We start from the raw sequence: 13,183 nt of genomic DNA on the forward strand, positions 1-13,183 counted from the left end.
CCCGTTGTGGGCAGGCGATCCGGCGATCACGCGTCTGCGAGGCGCGCTCGCCTGAGTGATGGGACGTGGCCTGCGATGTGACTCATGGGAATCCATCGCGACCCGCTGACAGCGCAGGCCGTTTCCCACTCGAATTGATTCACCCGTCACCCTTCGGCAGCCGGCAACTTGCCGGCGCGGGCCTAAAGCCTGCGTCGCCGCGCCGAAGTGGGGGCCGGAAGCGTCCTTTGGCGCTTCCGAAAGTCAGTCAGCCGGGGCTCAAGCCCTGCGAGCGCGCCGCCAGGCAGCGTTCCGTGATCAAGCGGCCACGCATGAGCCGCATGTAGCGCCAGGAGGCGTGTCGTATGCGCGATTCCCCCACGTTGGGGCGCGAGACGGCACGCGATGACGGCGGGTACCGCACAACGAAGCGCGGGCCGGCGTCAATCGTCTGACAGGAACAGGAGGCAAGTCATGCAAGCAAATGGACAACCGGAGGAGAAGACCTCTTTTCTGGGAGGGCGCTGGTCACAACTGGTGATCGGCATCATCTGTATGGGCCTGGTGGCCAATCTGCAATATTCGTGGACGTTGTTCGTCGAGCCGATGCAGGCGAAGCATCACTGGGGTGTCGCGGCCATTCAGGTGGCGTTCTCGATCTTCATCGTGGTGGAAACCTGGCTCGTGCCGATCGAAGGCTGGCTGGTTGACCGCTTCGGGCCTCGGCCGGTGGTGGCGGGTGGCGCGATTTGCGTTGGCCTGTCGTGGATCATGTACTCGTACGCCGAAACGCTCGCCGTGCTGTACACGGCGGCCGTGATCGCGGGTATTGGCGCTGGGTGCGTGTATGGCACCTGCGTGGGTAACGCACTGAAGTGGTTCCCGGACAAGCGCGGTCTGGCCGCCGGTCTGACCGCCGCCGGGTTCGGCGCCGGTGCCGCGATCACGGTGATTCCGATTGCCAATATGATCCGCGGATCGGGTTACGAGGCAGCGTTCTTCAACTTCGGCATCGTGCAGGGCGTGGCGATCTTCATCCTCGCGTTGTTGCTCGTGAAGCCGCGTGCGCCGAAGGGCCTGACCGTGTCGCGCCGCACTCTGTCGACGAAGGTGGACTACAGCTCGGGGCAGATGATTCGTACGCCGGTGTTCTGGGTGATCTATGTTTGCTTCGTCGCCGTGGCCGCTGGCGGTCTGATGGCGACGGCGCAGATCGGCCCGATCGCGAAGGATTTCGGTATTGCATCGATGCCGATGACCCTCTTCGGTGCGACGCTGCCGCTGCTCACGATGACGCTGTCGATCGACAATCTGTGCAATGGCTTTACACGCCCGCTGTGCGGCTTCGTCTCGGACAAGATCGGACGTGAGAACGCCATGTTCATCATCTTCCTGGGTGAAGGGCTGGCGATGCTGGGCTTGATGCACTTCGGTCAGAACCCGTACATGTTCGTGTTCTTCGCCGCGATGACGTTCCTGTGCTGGGGCGAGATCTTCTCGATCTTCCCGGCGCTGTGTGCGGACACGTTCGGTAGCAAGAACGCGGCGTCGAACGCGGGTACGCTGTACACGGCCAAGGGTACGGCATCGTTGCTGGTGCCGCTGGCCTCGGTGCTCGCCGTCGGCGGTCACTGGGATCGTGTGTTTATCGCGGCGGCGATCATCAGCATCGCCGCGGCCGTGGGCGCGAAGTTCGTGCTCGCGCCGATGCGCCGACGCTGGATTGAAAGCGTGAACAGCAACGAGGTGCAGGCCTCGGCGAATCGCCCGGTCGCGATGGGGGCGCCCGCAAGCGAGTAAGCACGTTGTTCAGGAAGTCAGAGAGCGGGGCGCCGGAGACGGTGCCCCGTTTTTGTTTGCGCGCTCGGCGGGAGGGGGTGTTCGATCGATGCTGCGGGCGCCACCGAAAACAAAAAAGCCTCGCCGATCGGCGAGGCTTTCTGCGTTTTGGCTCCTCGACCTGGGCTCGAACCAGGGACCTACGGATTAACAGTCCGGCGCTCTACCAACTGAGCTATCGAGGATCAAACTTGGGTGCCGCACGCCGCTGTCACGGCGCATCGACTAAAACAAAAGCCTCGCGAGCGCGAGGCCATCGCTTTGAAATGCTTGGCTCCCCGACCTGGGCTCGAACCAGGGACCTACGGATTAACAGTCCGGCGCTCTACCAACTGAGCTATCGGGGATCAAAAGAGAAAGAGATTATAGGGGCGGCGTTCGCACACTGTCAACACCGGGTGCGCATTTTTCTGCGCGTGGCGCGCGACGTCCGCCCAAGTCGCCCGAGGCTTAGCGCTCGAGCAAATGAAGCTTTTCGGTGACGTCCTTCCACTGATCCGCGTCGGGCAGGGACGGCTTGGTCTTGGTGATGCTCGGCCAGTTCGGGGACAGTTCCACGTTCAAGGCGATGAAGGCTTGCTGGTCGCCCGGCACGTCTTCTTCGGCATAAATGGCGTTCACCGGGCACTCGGCCACGCAGACGGCGCAATCGATGCACTCGTCCGGATCGATGGACAGGAAGTTCGGGCCTTCGCGGAAGCAGTCCACGGGGCAGACGTCCACGCAATCGGTGTATTTACATTTGATGCAGCTTTCGGTGACAACGTGCGTCATGCCAACAACTCCAGAGTAGGGCGCGAAACGGCTTCGAACGGCCGTTAAAGGCGTTATTGTAACGCAGCCAGGGGCGGCAGGTGCGAGAGCCGAAGCGCTTCGCGCGCACGCCGCGGCGTCACCCGGTGCCCGGCGCGGACGTCATGCGTGACACCGCTTTGCGGTACGATGTCTGCTCTTCCCGCGCGCCGCGTCGTGGCTGTCTTGCCGATCGGCAGCGTGCGCTGCTTTCTGTTGCGTGTTCCTCGCGAAGTCTGTCGTCATGATCATCACGTCGCTGCTCGATACCGATCTCTACAAGTTCACGATGATGCAAGTGGTGCTGCATCATTTTCCCGCAGCGCAAGTCGAATACCGCTTCAAGTGTCGCACCGAAGGTGTGGACCTCACGCCGTATGTCGACGAGATTCGCGACGAGATCCGCCTGCTGTGCGGGCTGCGTTTTACCGAGTCCGAACTTCGTTACCTCGGTGCGATGCGCTTCATCAAGAGCGATTTCATCGACTTTCTCGACCTGTTCCATCTGAACGAGAAGTACATCACGGTGCAGCCCTCGCCAAAGGGCAACGGCGAGATCGACATCACGATTCGCGGGCCGTGGCTGCATACGATCCTCTTCGAGATCCCGGTGCTCGCCATCGTCAACGAAGTGTATTTCCGCAACACACAGCGCAAGCCCGCCTACGACGAAGGCCGTCAGCGGCTCAAGGACAAGATCGGCATGCTGGCGGGCCGCGTCGATTATCGCGACTGCAAGATCGCCGATTACGGTACGCGACGCCGCTTCTCGAAGGAGTGGCACGAGGAAGTGATTCTCACGCTGCGCGACGAACTGGGCGAACAGTTCGCGGGCACGAGCAACGTGTACTACGCGCTCAAGCTCGGGCTCACGCCGCTCGGCACGATGGCCCATGAGTACCTTCAGGCCTGTCAGGCGCTCGGGCCGCGTCTGCGCGACTCACAGATCTTCGGCTTCGAGACGTGGGCGAAGGAGTATCGCGGCGACCTAGGCATCGCGCTGTCCGACGTCTACGGTATGTCCGCCTTTCTGCGTGACTTCGATATGTATTTCTGCAAGCTGTTCGACGGTGCCCGTCATGATTCCGGCGATCCGTTCGTCTGGGGTGAGCGCCTGCTGGCGCACTACGCAGAGAATCGCGTCGACGCGCATACGAAAACCATGATCTTCTCGGACGGCCTCGATATTCCGAAGGTCCTGCAGCTTTTCGAGCGGTTCCGCGACCGTTGCAAGCTCGCCTTCGGCGTGGGAACGAACCTCACCAACGATCTGGGCTATCAGCCGTTGCAGATCGTCATCAAGATGGTGCGCTGCAACGGTCAGCCGGTGGCGAAGCTCTCGGACTCGCCGGGCAAGAATATGTGCGACGACGATGCTTATCTGGCGTATCTGCGTCAGGTATTCGAGATCGCGCCGGCGTCAGCGGCCGGCGTGTGACGTTCGATGCCTGCCGCCTGGTCCGAGCGTCGCGCCAGAGCATTCCGATAGTGCGCGAACGTGCGTCGCGCCCGCAAGGGCAGCCGTTATAATTGCGCATCGCCCGCCGAACTTGCAACGGTGGCCTTTCGAGAGACGATAAGCGACGACGTTGGCCGCACACCGGCACGTCGGCTTCACAGGACAGCCCATGGATACCTCCGACGCCCGCAATCGCATCTTTGCCCGCATCCGCAATGCTCAGCATCGTCCCGATGCCGCGCGCGCGAACGAGCAGGCGGCGGCAGAGGACTACCTGGCACGGCATCCGCAGGGACCGCGTCCGGCCATGTCGGACGATCTCGTCGCCACGTTCATCGACAAGGCGCAGGCGCTCTCGACGACGATCGCGCGCGTGCCGGGCATGAGCGACGTGCCGCCCGCGGCCGCGACGTATCTGCAGGCCAACGGCCTCACGGACCAGGCGGTGGCGTGGCCGACCTTGCGCGAACTCGATTGGGCGAATGCGGGGTGTCGCGTGGAATTCCGCAAGCCGCAGGGCGACGATCTGGTCGGCATCACCGGTTGCTTCTGCGCCATCGCTGAAACCGGCGCGTTGATGATGATGTCGGGCCCCGAGACATTTGCGTCGGCCACCCTGTTGCCCGAAACGCATATCGCGGTTGTGCCCGCGTCGCGCATCGTCGCCGGCCACGAGGACGGCTTCGCGCTCATGCGTAGCGAGCGCGGTCAACTCTCTCGGGCCACGAACTTCATTGCGGGCCCGTCGCGGACGGCCGACATCGAACAGACGCTGGTGCTGGGCGCCCACGGTCCCTACCGAGTGCATCTCATCATCGTCGACGGTGCCTGAGGCACGACGCCGTCGCATCGGCCCGCGACCGCGGGCCAACACCCAATGACTCCTTGCACCAGCGCGAATGTCGATACGCGATGGGGGGAAGGCTTTCGAGAATCGCCCGCCCGCTTCGGTATTTGATCCGCCGGGCCGTGCGGGACCTTGGTTTGAGATATTTCCCAAGGTTGCGCCATTTCGGGCACTCCTGCTTTGCGGGCGACTCGTACATCGTCGACGATCAATCAATAGGAACCAAGAACAATGCATAAGGGGATAGGGCGCATATTGGGAGCGGCGGGGCTGGCATTGGCAAGCCCCGCGGCGTTTGCTGCCGGGCCGGACGGCGCACAACTCGTCGCCTGGTGGGGCGTGCCGTTTGCCGGACTGCTGCTCTCGATCGCGATTGGGCCGCTGCTGGCGCCGGCGTTCTGGCATCACCATTTCGGCAAGATCGCGGCGTTCTGGGGCGCGGCATTCCTGGTGCCATTCGCATTGGTGTTCGGCGTGGGCGCGGCCTGGTATGGCGCTGTGCATGCCGTTGTCGCGGAGTACATACCGTTTGTCGTTCTGCTTACGGCGCTGTTCACCGCGGCCGGCGGCATCTGCGTGCATGGCAACCTGCGCGGCGGGCCGTGGCTCAACACCGGGCTGCTGACGCTGGGCACCGTGCTGGCCAGCATCATGGGCACGACGGGCGCGGCGATGCTGCTGATCCGTCCGCTTATCCGCGCAAACGACAACCGCAAACACAACGTGCACGTCGTCGTGTTCTTTATCTTCCTTGTGGCGAACGCCGGAGGCTCGCTGACGCCGCTGGGCGATCCGCCGCTGTTCCTTGGCTTCCTGCAAGGGGTCGACTTCTTTTGGACGACCGCGCACATCTGGCCTGAGACGCTGTTCATCTGCGCGGTGCTGCTGGTGCTGTTCTTCCTGATCGATAGCTACTACTTCCGGCAGAAGAGCGAGCCTCTGATCGAGGCAATGGATCCGACGCCGCATTCCGCGCCGCTGCGACTCGAAGGCAAGCGCAACTTCGTGCTGCTTGCCGCTGCCGTGGGGCTCGTGCTGATGAGCGGGGTCTGGAAGCCGGGCGTCGAGTTCGACATCTTCGGTACACCGGTCGCGTTGCAGAACCTCGCGCGCGACGTCGGGCTGATCGTGGTGACGTTGATGTCGCTGGCGATCACGCCGCGCACGGCGCGCGAGGGTAACGACTTCAATTGGGCGCCGATGAAGGAGGTCGCCAAGCTGTTCGCCGGTATCTTCCTGACCATCATCCCGGTGGTTGCCATTCTGCGAGCGGGGGAAGCCGGCGCGCTTGGCTGGGTCATTCGTCTTGTCACGGGGCCGGGCGGTGCGCCGGACAACGTCATGTATTTCTGGGCGACGGGCCTGCTCTCGTCGTTCCTCGACAATGCGCCGACGTATCTCGTGTTCTTCAATACCGCTGGTGGCGATGCCGCAACGCTGATGACCACCGGTGCGGCAACGCTCGCGGCGATTTCGGCCGGTGCGGTGTTCATGGGCGCGAACACCTACATCGGTAACGCGCCGAACTTCATGGTGAAAGCCATCGCGGAGCAACGCGGCATTCGCATGCCGAGCTTTTTTGGCTATATGCTGTGGTCGGGCGCGATTCTGCTGCCGCTGTTCGTATTGACGACCCTGATATTCTTCTGAGCCGCGATGGTGTGACGCGGTCAACCTTTGCGAGACAACTGGTGAAACCGAAGATCCTGGTAGCCCGAGCCATTTTTCCCGACGTGATCGAGCGTCTGGCGCAGTATTTCGAGGTCGAGCGCAACGACGCCGATACCGTGTATTCGAGCGACGAATTGCGCGCACGTCTGGCCGACAAGGCCGGCGCGATCACCACGGCGAGCGAGCGCATCGACGCATCGGTGCTCGCCGGTGCGCCACAGCTGCGTGTGGTGGCCAATATGGCCGTGGGTTACAACAACTTCGATATCGAGGCGATGACCGCCGCTGGCGTCATGGCGACGAACACGCCCGACGTGCTCAACGAGACGACGGCCGACTTCGGCTGGGCGCTGTTGATGGCGACGGCCCGTCGCGTGACCGAGTCCGAGCGGTGGTTGCGCGAAGGGCATTGGGATAAGTGGGCCTACGATATGTTTCTCGGCGCCGACGTGCATGGCAGCACGCTGGGCATCATTGGCATGGGCCGTATCGGACAGGCGATTGCGCGCCGCGCAATGGGCTTCAACATGCGTGTTGTGTACCACAATCGGTCGCGTCTCGATGCGGCAACGGAAGCGGCATGCCAGGCAAGCTTCGTCGACAAGGATACGCTGCTGCGCACGGCGGATCACGTCATCCTCGTGCTGCCTTACTCGGCCGCAACGCATCACACGGTGGGTACCGCCGAGTTGGCCCTCATGAAGCCGACGGCAACGCTGGTCAATCTGGCGCGCGGTGGCATTGTCGATGACGCGGCGCTCGCGGCCGCCCTTGCGGGCCGGCAGATTGCCGCTGCGGGCCTCGACGTCTTCGAGGGCGAGCCGAAGGTGCATCCCGATTTGCTCAAGGTGCCGAATGTCGTGCTGACGCCGCATATCGCGAGTGCCTCGGTGGCGACGCGTCGCGGCATGGCAAGTCTGGCGGCCGACAATCTGATTGCGGCGTTGGGATTCGGGGCGGCGGCGGGCAAGCCGCCGTGCCTGCTGAACCCGGCGGCGCGCCGGTCGTAGCGGCACCCTGCAGGCATCGGCAGGTATGGGCCGGCATCGGCAGCAGGATCGAAGGGCATCAACGGGAGTCGCAACGCGATGGTAGAGATGGGGTGGGTGGCGCTGGCAGCGCTGAACTTGTTGGTGATGATCGCGATTGCGGTGAAGGTCTGGCAGCGCGGCGGCGATTCGACGTTGCGCGAGACGCTCGTCGACGCGCTGGCCCATGTCCGCGATGATTTGCTTCAGGCGGCCGATCGCAGCGAGCGTGGCCTGCGCCAGGAGTTCGCGGAAACGGCGCGTGCCGCACGCGGCGAGCAAAGCGCGCAGATGGCGCAGTTCCAGCAGACGCTGGCCGCGCAGATGACGAGCGTGGCGACGGTGCAGAACAACCAGATCGACGCGTTTGCACAACAGTTGGCGAAGCTTACCGAAACGAATGCTGCCCAGCTCGATGCGGTGCGTCAGAGCCTGGTGCTCAACGGACAGCAGATGCGCGAAGAGCAGGCGTCGACGTTGCGCCGCTTCGGTGAGGCGCAGCATGAACAACTCACACAATTGGCCGAGGGCAACGAGCGGCGCCTGGCCGAAGTGCGTGCCACACTCGAACAGAAGCTCAAGGACATCGAGGTCAACAACGCGGCGAAGCTCGAAGAAATGCGCCGCACCGTCGACGAAAAGCTCCATGCCACGCTCGAGCAGCGACTCGGCGAGTCGTTCAAGCTGGTCTCGGACCGGCTGGAGCAGGTGCATCGCGGCCTGGGCGAGATGCAGACGCTCGCCGCTGGCGTGGGCGATCTCAAGCGCGTGCTGACCAATGTGAAGACGCGAGGCATCTGGGGGGAAGTGCAATTACAGGCGTTGCTTGAGCAACTGCTGACGCCCGACCAGTTCGCCAAGAACGTTGCGACCAAGCCGGGCAGTGCCGAGCGGGTGGAGTTCGCGATTGCGCTGCCGGGACAGAACGGCGACAGCAACACGCCGGTCTGGCTGCCGATCGACGCCAAATTCCCGCGTGAGGATTACGAGCGCCTGCTCGACGCGCAGGAGCGTGCCGATTTGGCGGCAGTGGAAGAGGCATCGAAGGCGCTGGAGACACGCATCCGCCTGGAAGCGAAGTCCATCGCGGACAAGTATCTCGCACCGCCGCACACGACCGACTTCGCGCTGTTGTTCCTGCCGACGGAAGGGCTTTACGCCGAAGTGCTGCGGCGTCCGGGACTCTCGGATCTGTTGCAGCGCGACTATCGCGTGACCGTGGCGGGTCCGACAACGTTGACCGCGCTGCTCAACAGCCTGCAGATGGGCTTCCGAACGCTCGCGATCGAACGCCGTTCCAGTGAGGTCTGGCAGGTGCTCGGCGCGGTGAAAACGGAGTTCACCAAGTTCGGTGATGTGCTCGCGAAGACCAAGGCGCAACTGGAGACGGTGACCCGTTCGATCGACAGGGCCGAGGTGCGCACGCGCGCGATGGCGCGTCAGCTCAAGTCCGTGGAAGCCTTGCCCGGTGAACAGGCGGTCGAACTGCTCGGTGTGGAGATGGAGGCCGACGACGAGACGTGAGCGCCCGGTAGGGCGAGTCGCGCGGAGGCGCCTGCGGACGCGGGACGTTCAAGACGCGCCTGACAGTCCCGGCATGGATGACGTTCGCAGCGTTCCCGAATTTCCCAATCCGTGGCGTGCTCAGAACGCTCGGGGCGCTGGGGGTTCGCCGCGATTGGCGAACCGCTCGAGTGCTTCGCCTGTCATGCGCACCACGCGCCAGTCGGGCAGCACCGTCGCGCCTTGCGAGGTGTAGAAGTCGATCGCCGGCTGATTCCAGTCGAGCACGGTCCACTCGAAGCGTCCGCAACCTCGTTCGACGGCGATGCCGGCCAATTGACGCATGAGCGCCTGTCCTACGCCCTTGCCGCGCATCGACGGCTGTACGTAGACGTCTTCAAGGTACAGGCCGCGCCGTCCGAGGAACGTCGAGAAGTTGTGGAAGTACAGCGCGTAGCCGACCGCCTCGCCATCCCACTTCGCCATCAGGCATTCAGCTGCCGGCGCGGGCCCGAACAGTGCCTCGTGCACGCTCTGCGGCGTTGCTTCGAAAATATCCAACAACTTTTCATAGACGGCCAGTTCTCGCATCAGGCCGTAAATCGCGCCGACGTCGTCGGCCTTGGCGGTACACAGGGTCAAGGACATGGGGCAGGGAAATCCGTGTGAAGGTCAGCACTCTTCGTCGGGGATGTCGCTCAGGGCAACTTCGATGCCGCCGAAGCGCTCCGCCACCCAGTTGTAGGCATGGCAGGCGACCCAGAGCAGCACGAAACCGACGATGGCGTTCAGGACCAGCGCGGAAATGAAGGCGAGACCCGGGAGTTCGCCGTAGCGGTAGAACGCTGCGAGGAAGGCCAGGAGCACCATCGGAATACTGAAAGTGAGATAGACCAGCACCAGCGCTTTGGCCGTCTGGCCAGGACTGATATACGTGATTTGCTTTTTTGTTGTCATTGACGTGTGCTTTCGGTTGGGTGCTGACATCGTCGAAGCGCCGACGCCGGCAATATATCGCAATTTCGCTGCTTCGCTTTAGGGGGGATTCGAGAGACTCGCGCTAAACCAATCCGTCGAACGCGATGACGTCGACCAATTCGCCCGCCGCGACATCGCCGCGAGCGGTGTCCAGCGTGACGAAGCAGTTCGCTTCGCTCATCGTGCGCAGAATGCCGGCGCTTTGTGCATCGGCCACCGTCACCTGCCAGCGGCCTTGCGCGTCGGCGGCGAGAATGCCGCGCAGGAATTCGGTCCGGCCGGGACGCTTGGCAATGGCCGTGGTCGTCGGCACCGGCAGGTTAGGCGTAACTTGCGGTTCGGCGCCCATCAGCGCGAACAGCCCGTCTCGAACCAGGTGGTAGAACGACGCCATTACGGCGGCCGGGTTGCCCGGCAAGCCGAAGAGCAGCGCGCGATGGCCGTCGGTCTCGAGTTCGCCGAAGGCGAACGGTCGGCCCGGGCGCATCGCCATCTTCCAGAAGACGACATTGCCCAGGCGCGTCATCATCTCACGGGTGAAATCGGCCTCGCCAACGGAGACACCCCCCGACGTGATGACGGCGTCGGCGTCGCGGCAAGCGGTGCGCAGGGTGTCCTCGATCGCTTGCGGGTCGTCGCGCACGACGCCCAGGTCGAGCACCTCGGCACCCAGACGTTGCAGCATGCCGAACAGTGTGTAGCGGTTGCTGTCGTAGAGATTGCCCGGCGCGAGTGGTTCGCCCACCGAGCGGAGTTCGTCGCCCGTCGAGAAGAACGCGACGCGAATGCGGCGGCGCACCGGCACTTCGCCAATCCCCAGTGAGGCGAGCAGGCCGAGCGCGGCCGGGCGAATCCGCTTGCCCGCATGCAGCGCCGTGTGGCCGGCGGCCAGATCCTCGCCAACGTGACGCACGTGGCGTCCGGGCGTGACGGCGTTGGCCGCAAAGGTGACGATGTCGGTATCGCCTTCGCGCCGCACCTGTTCCTGGGGGACGACGGTGTCGCAGCCGGCGGGCAGCAAGGCGCCGGTCATGATGCGCACGCATTCGCCGGGCGCGGCCACGCCGTCGAACGGATGGCCAGCGAACGAGCGGCCGGCCACGCGCAGGCGCACGTCGCCCCCGGCGGCCAGTACGCTGCCGGCGAAGGCATAGCCGTCCATGGCGGCATTCTCGAAAGCGGGAACGTCGAGCGGCGACGTGACGTCGCGACCCAGCACACGGCCCAACGCGCTGCGCACGGCGACCTGCTCGATGGCGGACACCGGACGCGCGGTGCGCGCAATGATGGCGCGCGCCGATTCGACCGTCATATGGTTGGGGTCGTAGTCCGGCAAGCCGGCCAGGGCTTCGTCAAGTGTAGTCATGGTGTGGCGTCGTCATCCGGCAAGTCCCCGGCATGAATCCCGTCAATGCGGTGGCGACAGATCGGGCCGCGTCGGTGTCCGCAATGTCAGGGCGCGCGCGGCGTGTCGGACGTATCGGGCCTATTGGAGGTATCGGGTTGGAGGTCGTCCAGCGTGTTGACATTGTAAAACGGACGCTCGTCGCCGAAGTGAACTTGTACGGCCTTGTGGCGTGCCAGCCACGCCCTGACGCGATGTTCGCCGGCCGCGAGCGTGGCGGCAAGATCGTCGGCGAGCGTGCGATGCAAGAGGGCGAAGACCGGATGCGGCCCCTGTGGCGTGACGGCATAGGCCGCCAGAGGCGGTGCGGCGGCGTCGGCGCCAGCGGCGCTCAACGCGGCCGCCAGTCGTTCGCCAAGATCCTCGGGGAGGTAGGGTGAGTCGCACGGTGCGGTGAGGAGGTAGTCCGAGCGCGTGGCGCGCAGGCCGGCCAACATGCCGGCGAGCGGGCCAGCGAAGTCCGGCGTCGCGTCGCACACGACTGGCTCGCCGAACGCGGCATAGGCATCGTGATGTCGATTGGCGCTAATCAGCAACGTCGCGACCTGTGGCCGCATTCGTTCGAGGACGTGCTCGACCAGCGTTCGGCCGGCGAATCGTTGCAAGCCTTTGTCGCGTCCGCCCATGCGTTGGCCTCGCCCCCCTGCGAGGACCAGGCCGGTCATGGCGCTACGAAGAATCGGCGCGGTAGTCATGGCGGCAGAATTCCAGGGCGATGGGCGGGCGGCGAACCGGTCAGGACCGATTGAGCGCGATGACGCGCCCGGACGCATCGAACCAGACGGCGCCGTTGCCCAGCATCACGCCCTGATCGCGCGCGAACATCAGGCGCGGCACGGCCGCGCCGATGGTGCGCACATAACCGTCGGTGAATATCTCGTTGTAGCGCGCGAGCAGCGATTTCGGGTTCCGAAGCATCATCGTCTTGCCGCGCAACGACACGCGCAACGGATAGCGAATCGATTGCGCAACGACGTCGCGCCGGTCGTCGAGAACCCCCTTGCGGAACTGCATGGCCGCACGATTGACCGTTTCGTCGTCGTCCACGCCGGCAACGCCGTAGAGGTGATCGAGCTTACCGTTCTGAACGCCGGCGAGCGCCAGCTCGAACGGCACCGAGCGCCCATTGCGAAGATCCTTCCATTGACCGGAAATGACCTCGCAGCTGGACGACACACCGCGTTGGCGGTCAACCTCGTCGTTGGCGGCGAAATCGCCGTCGAAGGTCGCTCGCGGCATGCCGCCCGCGTCGAACTCGGTCAGATGCAGACGCGACTTGTTCTCCAGCTTGCCCGTGAGGTACGTGTCGCCCAGCGATGAGGCATTGGCATAACGGCCTTCGAGCTTGCCGCCGAACGACGGACGCAGCACGAGCCGCAACGGATTGCGCTCGCCGAGCTGGCCGGTGTAGGTCATCACACGGTTTGCGACGTCGCGGCCGGCGGGGTCGCAATCGGCACGCGCCATCGCGGGCGCGAGGGCGGCCGACAACAGGGTCATAGCGCTCAGGCTGACGGCGACGAAGCGTCGGGCCGCAAGGCGAGCGCGCGGGGGCGAGACACGCCGGGAAATCTTCAGGGAGTCTCGGACACAATGGGCGTCCGGGGCGTCAAAAATCATGAGTCGAGTGAGAGTTCGATATTACGAAAGCGTGCGGACGAGCGGACAGGCACCGTGCCCGG

At 64.3% G+C, this 13,183-nt stretch carries 12 protein-coding genes and 2 tRNA genes; 6 read left to right on the forward strand and 8 right to left on the reverse strand.

Annotated features, from left to right (window positions below; all coding sequences use genetic code 11):
* Positions 1-453: 453 nt before the first annotated feature.
* Entirely contained in the window at positions 454-1,779 is a 1,326-nt protein-coding gene (gene oxlT / locus PanNE5_RS11230; RefSeq protein WP_150563682.1) for an oxalate/formate MFS antiporter, read from the forward strand.
* Between the two features lie 148 nt (positions 1,780-1,927).
* Here the strand turns inward: oxlT and PanNE5_RS11235 are convergent.
* The 3 genes from PanNE5_RS11235 to fdxA all read right to left on the reverse strand — a co-directional run bounded on the left by PanNE5_RS11235 (position 1,928) and on the right by fdxA (position 2,592).
* A tRNA-Asn gene (locus PanNE5_RS11235) sits at positions 1,928-2,003 on the reverse strand.
* Between the two features lie 86 nt (positions 2,004-2,089).
* Positions 2,090-2,165 (reverse strand) — tRNA-Asn (locus PanNE5_RS11240).
* Between the two features lie 103 nt (positions 2,166-2,268).
* The gene (gene fdxA / locus PanNE5_RS11245; RefSeq protein ID WP_017232480.1) at positions 2,269-2,592 is read right to left on the reverse strand and encodes a ferredoxin FdxA; all 324 of its coding nucleotides are present in this window, start codon (positions 2,590-2,592) and stop codon (positions 2,269-2,271) included.
* A gap of 262 nt (positions 2,593-2,854) precedes the next feature.
* On the opposite strand from fdxA, the gene pncB reads away from it, so the two are divergent.
* The 5 genes from pncB to rmuC all read left to right on the forward strand — a co-directional run bounded on the left by pncB (position 2,855) and on the right by rmuC (position 9,139).
* Positions 2,855-4,048: a nicotinate phosphoribosyltransferase gene (pncB, locus tag PanNE5_RS11250; protein ID WP_017232481.1), complete on the forward strand. Its 1,194-nt coding sequence runs from the start codon at positions 2,855-2,857 to the stop codon at positions 4,046-4,048.
* A gap of 190 nt (positions 4,049-4,238) precedes the next feature.
* The gene (locus PanNE5_RS11255) at positions 4,239-4,901 is read left to right on the forward strand and encodes a lactate utilization protein C (RefSeq protein ID WP_017232482.1); all 663 of its coding nucleotides are present in this window, start codon (positions 4,239-4,241) and stop codon (positions 4,899-4,901) included.
* 246 nt (positions 4,902-5,147) lie between these two features.
* Positions 5,148-6,566 (forward strand): sodium:proton antiporter, encoded by a 1,419-nt coding sequence (locus PanNE5_RS11260; protein ID WP_026131691.1) that lies wholly within the window; start codon positions 5,148-5,150, stop codon positions 6,564-6,566.
* Positions 6,567-6,604: 38 nt separating this feature from the next.
* Positions 6,605-7,597, forward strand: a complete 993-nt coding sequence (locus tag PanNE5_RS11265; protein ID WP_026131692.1) for a 2-hydroxyacid dehydrogenase — start codon at positions 6,605-6,607, stop codon at positions 7,595-7,597.
* Between the two features lie 87 nt (positions 7,598-7,684).
* Positions 7,685-9,139: a DNA recombination protein RmuC gene (gene rmuC / locus PanNE5_RS11270; RefSeq protein WP_017232485.1), complete on the forward strand. Its 1,455-nt coding sequence runs from the start codon at positions 7,685-7,687 to the stop codon at positions 9,137-9,139.
* A gap of 120 nt (positions 9,140-9,259) precedes the next feature.
* On the opposite strand, the gene PanNE5_RS11275 is transcribed toward rmuC, so the two are convergent.
* The 5 genes from PanNE5_RS11275 to PanNE5_RS11295 all read right to left on the reverse strand — a co-directional run bounded on the left by PanNE5_RS11275 (position 9,260) and on the right by PanNE5_RS11295 (position 13,001).
* Positions 9,260-9,766, reverse strand: a complete 507-nt coding sequence (locus PanNE5_RS11275) for a GNAT family N-acetyltransferase (protein ID WP_017232486.1) — start codon at positions 9,764-9,766, stop codon at positions 9,260-9,262.
* A gap of 24 nt (positions 9,767-9,790) precedes the next feature.
* A complete protein-coding gene (locus PanNE5_RS11280) occupies positions 9,791-10,075 on the reverse strand; it encodes a hypothetical protein (protein WP_017232487.1) in 285 nt (94 codons plus the stop codon).
* 103 nt (positions 10,076-10,178) lie between these two features.
* Positions 10,179-11,462 carry a gephyrin-like molybdotransferase Glp gene (glp, locus tag PanNE5_RS11285; RefSeq protein WP_017232488.1) on the reverse strand — a complete coding sequence of 428 codons (1,284 nt, stop codon included), beginning with the start codon at positions 11,460-11,462 and terminating at the stop codon, positions 10,179-10,181.
* An 86-nt stretch (positions 11,463-11,548) separates the two neighbouring features.
* The gene (gene mobA, locus PanNE5_RS11290) at positions 11,549-12,196 is read right to left on the reverse strand and encodes a molybdenum cofactor guanylyltransferase MobA (RefSeq protein WP_051060075.1); all 648 of its coding nucleotides are present in this window, start codon (positions 12,194-12,196) and stop codon (positions 11,549-11,551) included.
* A gap of 40 nt (positions 12,197-12,236) precedes the next feature.
* The gene (locus PanNE5_RS11295) at positions 12,237-13,001 is read right to left on the reverse strand and encodes a hypothetical protein (protein WP_261939768.1); all 765 of its coding nucleotides are present in this window, start codon (positions 12,999-13,001) and stop codon (positions 12,237-12,239) included.
* Between the last annotated feature and the right edge of the window lie 182 nt (positions 13,002-13,183).

It is taken from the genome of Pandoraea sp. NE5, from assembly GCF_024363545.1.
Classification (GTDB): domain Bacteria; phylum Pseudomonadota; class Gammaproteobacteria; order Burkholderiales; family Burkholderiaceae; genus Pandoraea; species Pandoraea cepalis.

What these genes read in the sequence shown, in the direction of transcription:
- glp (WP_017232488.1), bottom strand. Translation starts at nt 11,462, where the DNA reads ATGACTACACTTGACGAAGCCCTGGCCGGCTTGCCGGACTACGACCCC.
- PanNE5_RS11255 (WP_017232482.1), top strand. Translation starts at nt 4,239, where the DNA reads ATGGATACCTCCGACGCCCGCAATCGCATCTTTGCCCGCATCCGCAAT.
- rmuC (WP_017232485.1), top strand. Translation starts at nt 7,685, where the DNA reads ATGGGGTGGGTGGCGCTGGCAGCGCTGAACTTGTTGGTGATGATCGCG.
- PanNE5_RS11260 (WP_026131691.1), top strand. Translation starts at nt 5,148, where the DNA reads ATGCATAAGGGGATAGGGCGCATATTGGGAGCGGCGGGGCTGGCATTG.
- PanNE5_RS11280 (WP_017232487.1), bottom strand. Translation starts at nt 10,075, where the DNA reads ATGACAACAAAAAAGCAAATCACGTATATCAGTCCTGGCCAGACGGCC.
- PanNE5_RS11295 (WP_261939768.1), bottom strand. Translation starts at nt 13,001, where the DNA reads ATGACCCTGTTGTCGGCCGCCCTCGCGCCCGCGATGGCGCGTGCCGAT.
- fdxA (WP_017232480.1), bottom strand. Translation starts at nt 2,592, where the DNA reads ATGACGCACGTTGTCACCGAAAGCTGCATCAAATGTAAATACACCGAT.
- PanNE5_RS11275 (WP_017232486.1), bottom strand. Translation starts at nt 9,766, where the DNA reads ATGTCCTTGACCCTGTGTACCGCCAAGGCCGACGACGTCGGCGCGATT.
- oxlT (WP_150563682.1), top strand. Translation starts at nt 454, where the DNA reads ATGCAAGCAAATGGACAACCGGAGGAGAAGACCTCTTTTCTGGGAGGG.
- pncB (WP_017232481.1), top strand. Translation starts at nt 2,855, where the DNA reads ATGATCATCACGTCGCTGCTCGATACCGATCTCTACAAGTTCACGATG.
- mobA (WP_051060075.1), bottom strand. Translation starts at nt 12,196, where the DNA reads ATGACTACCGCGCCGATTCTTCGTAGCGCCATGACCGGCCTGGTCCTC.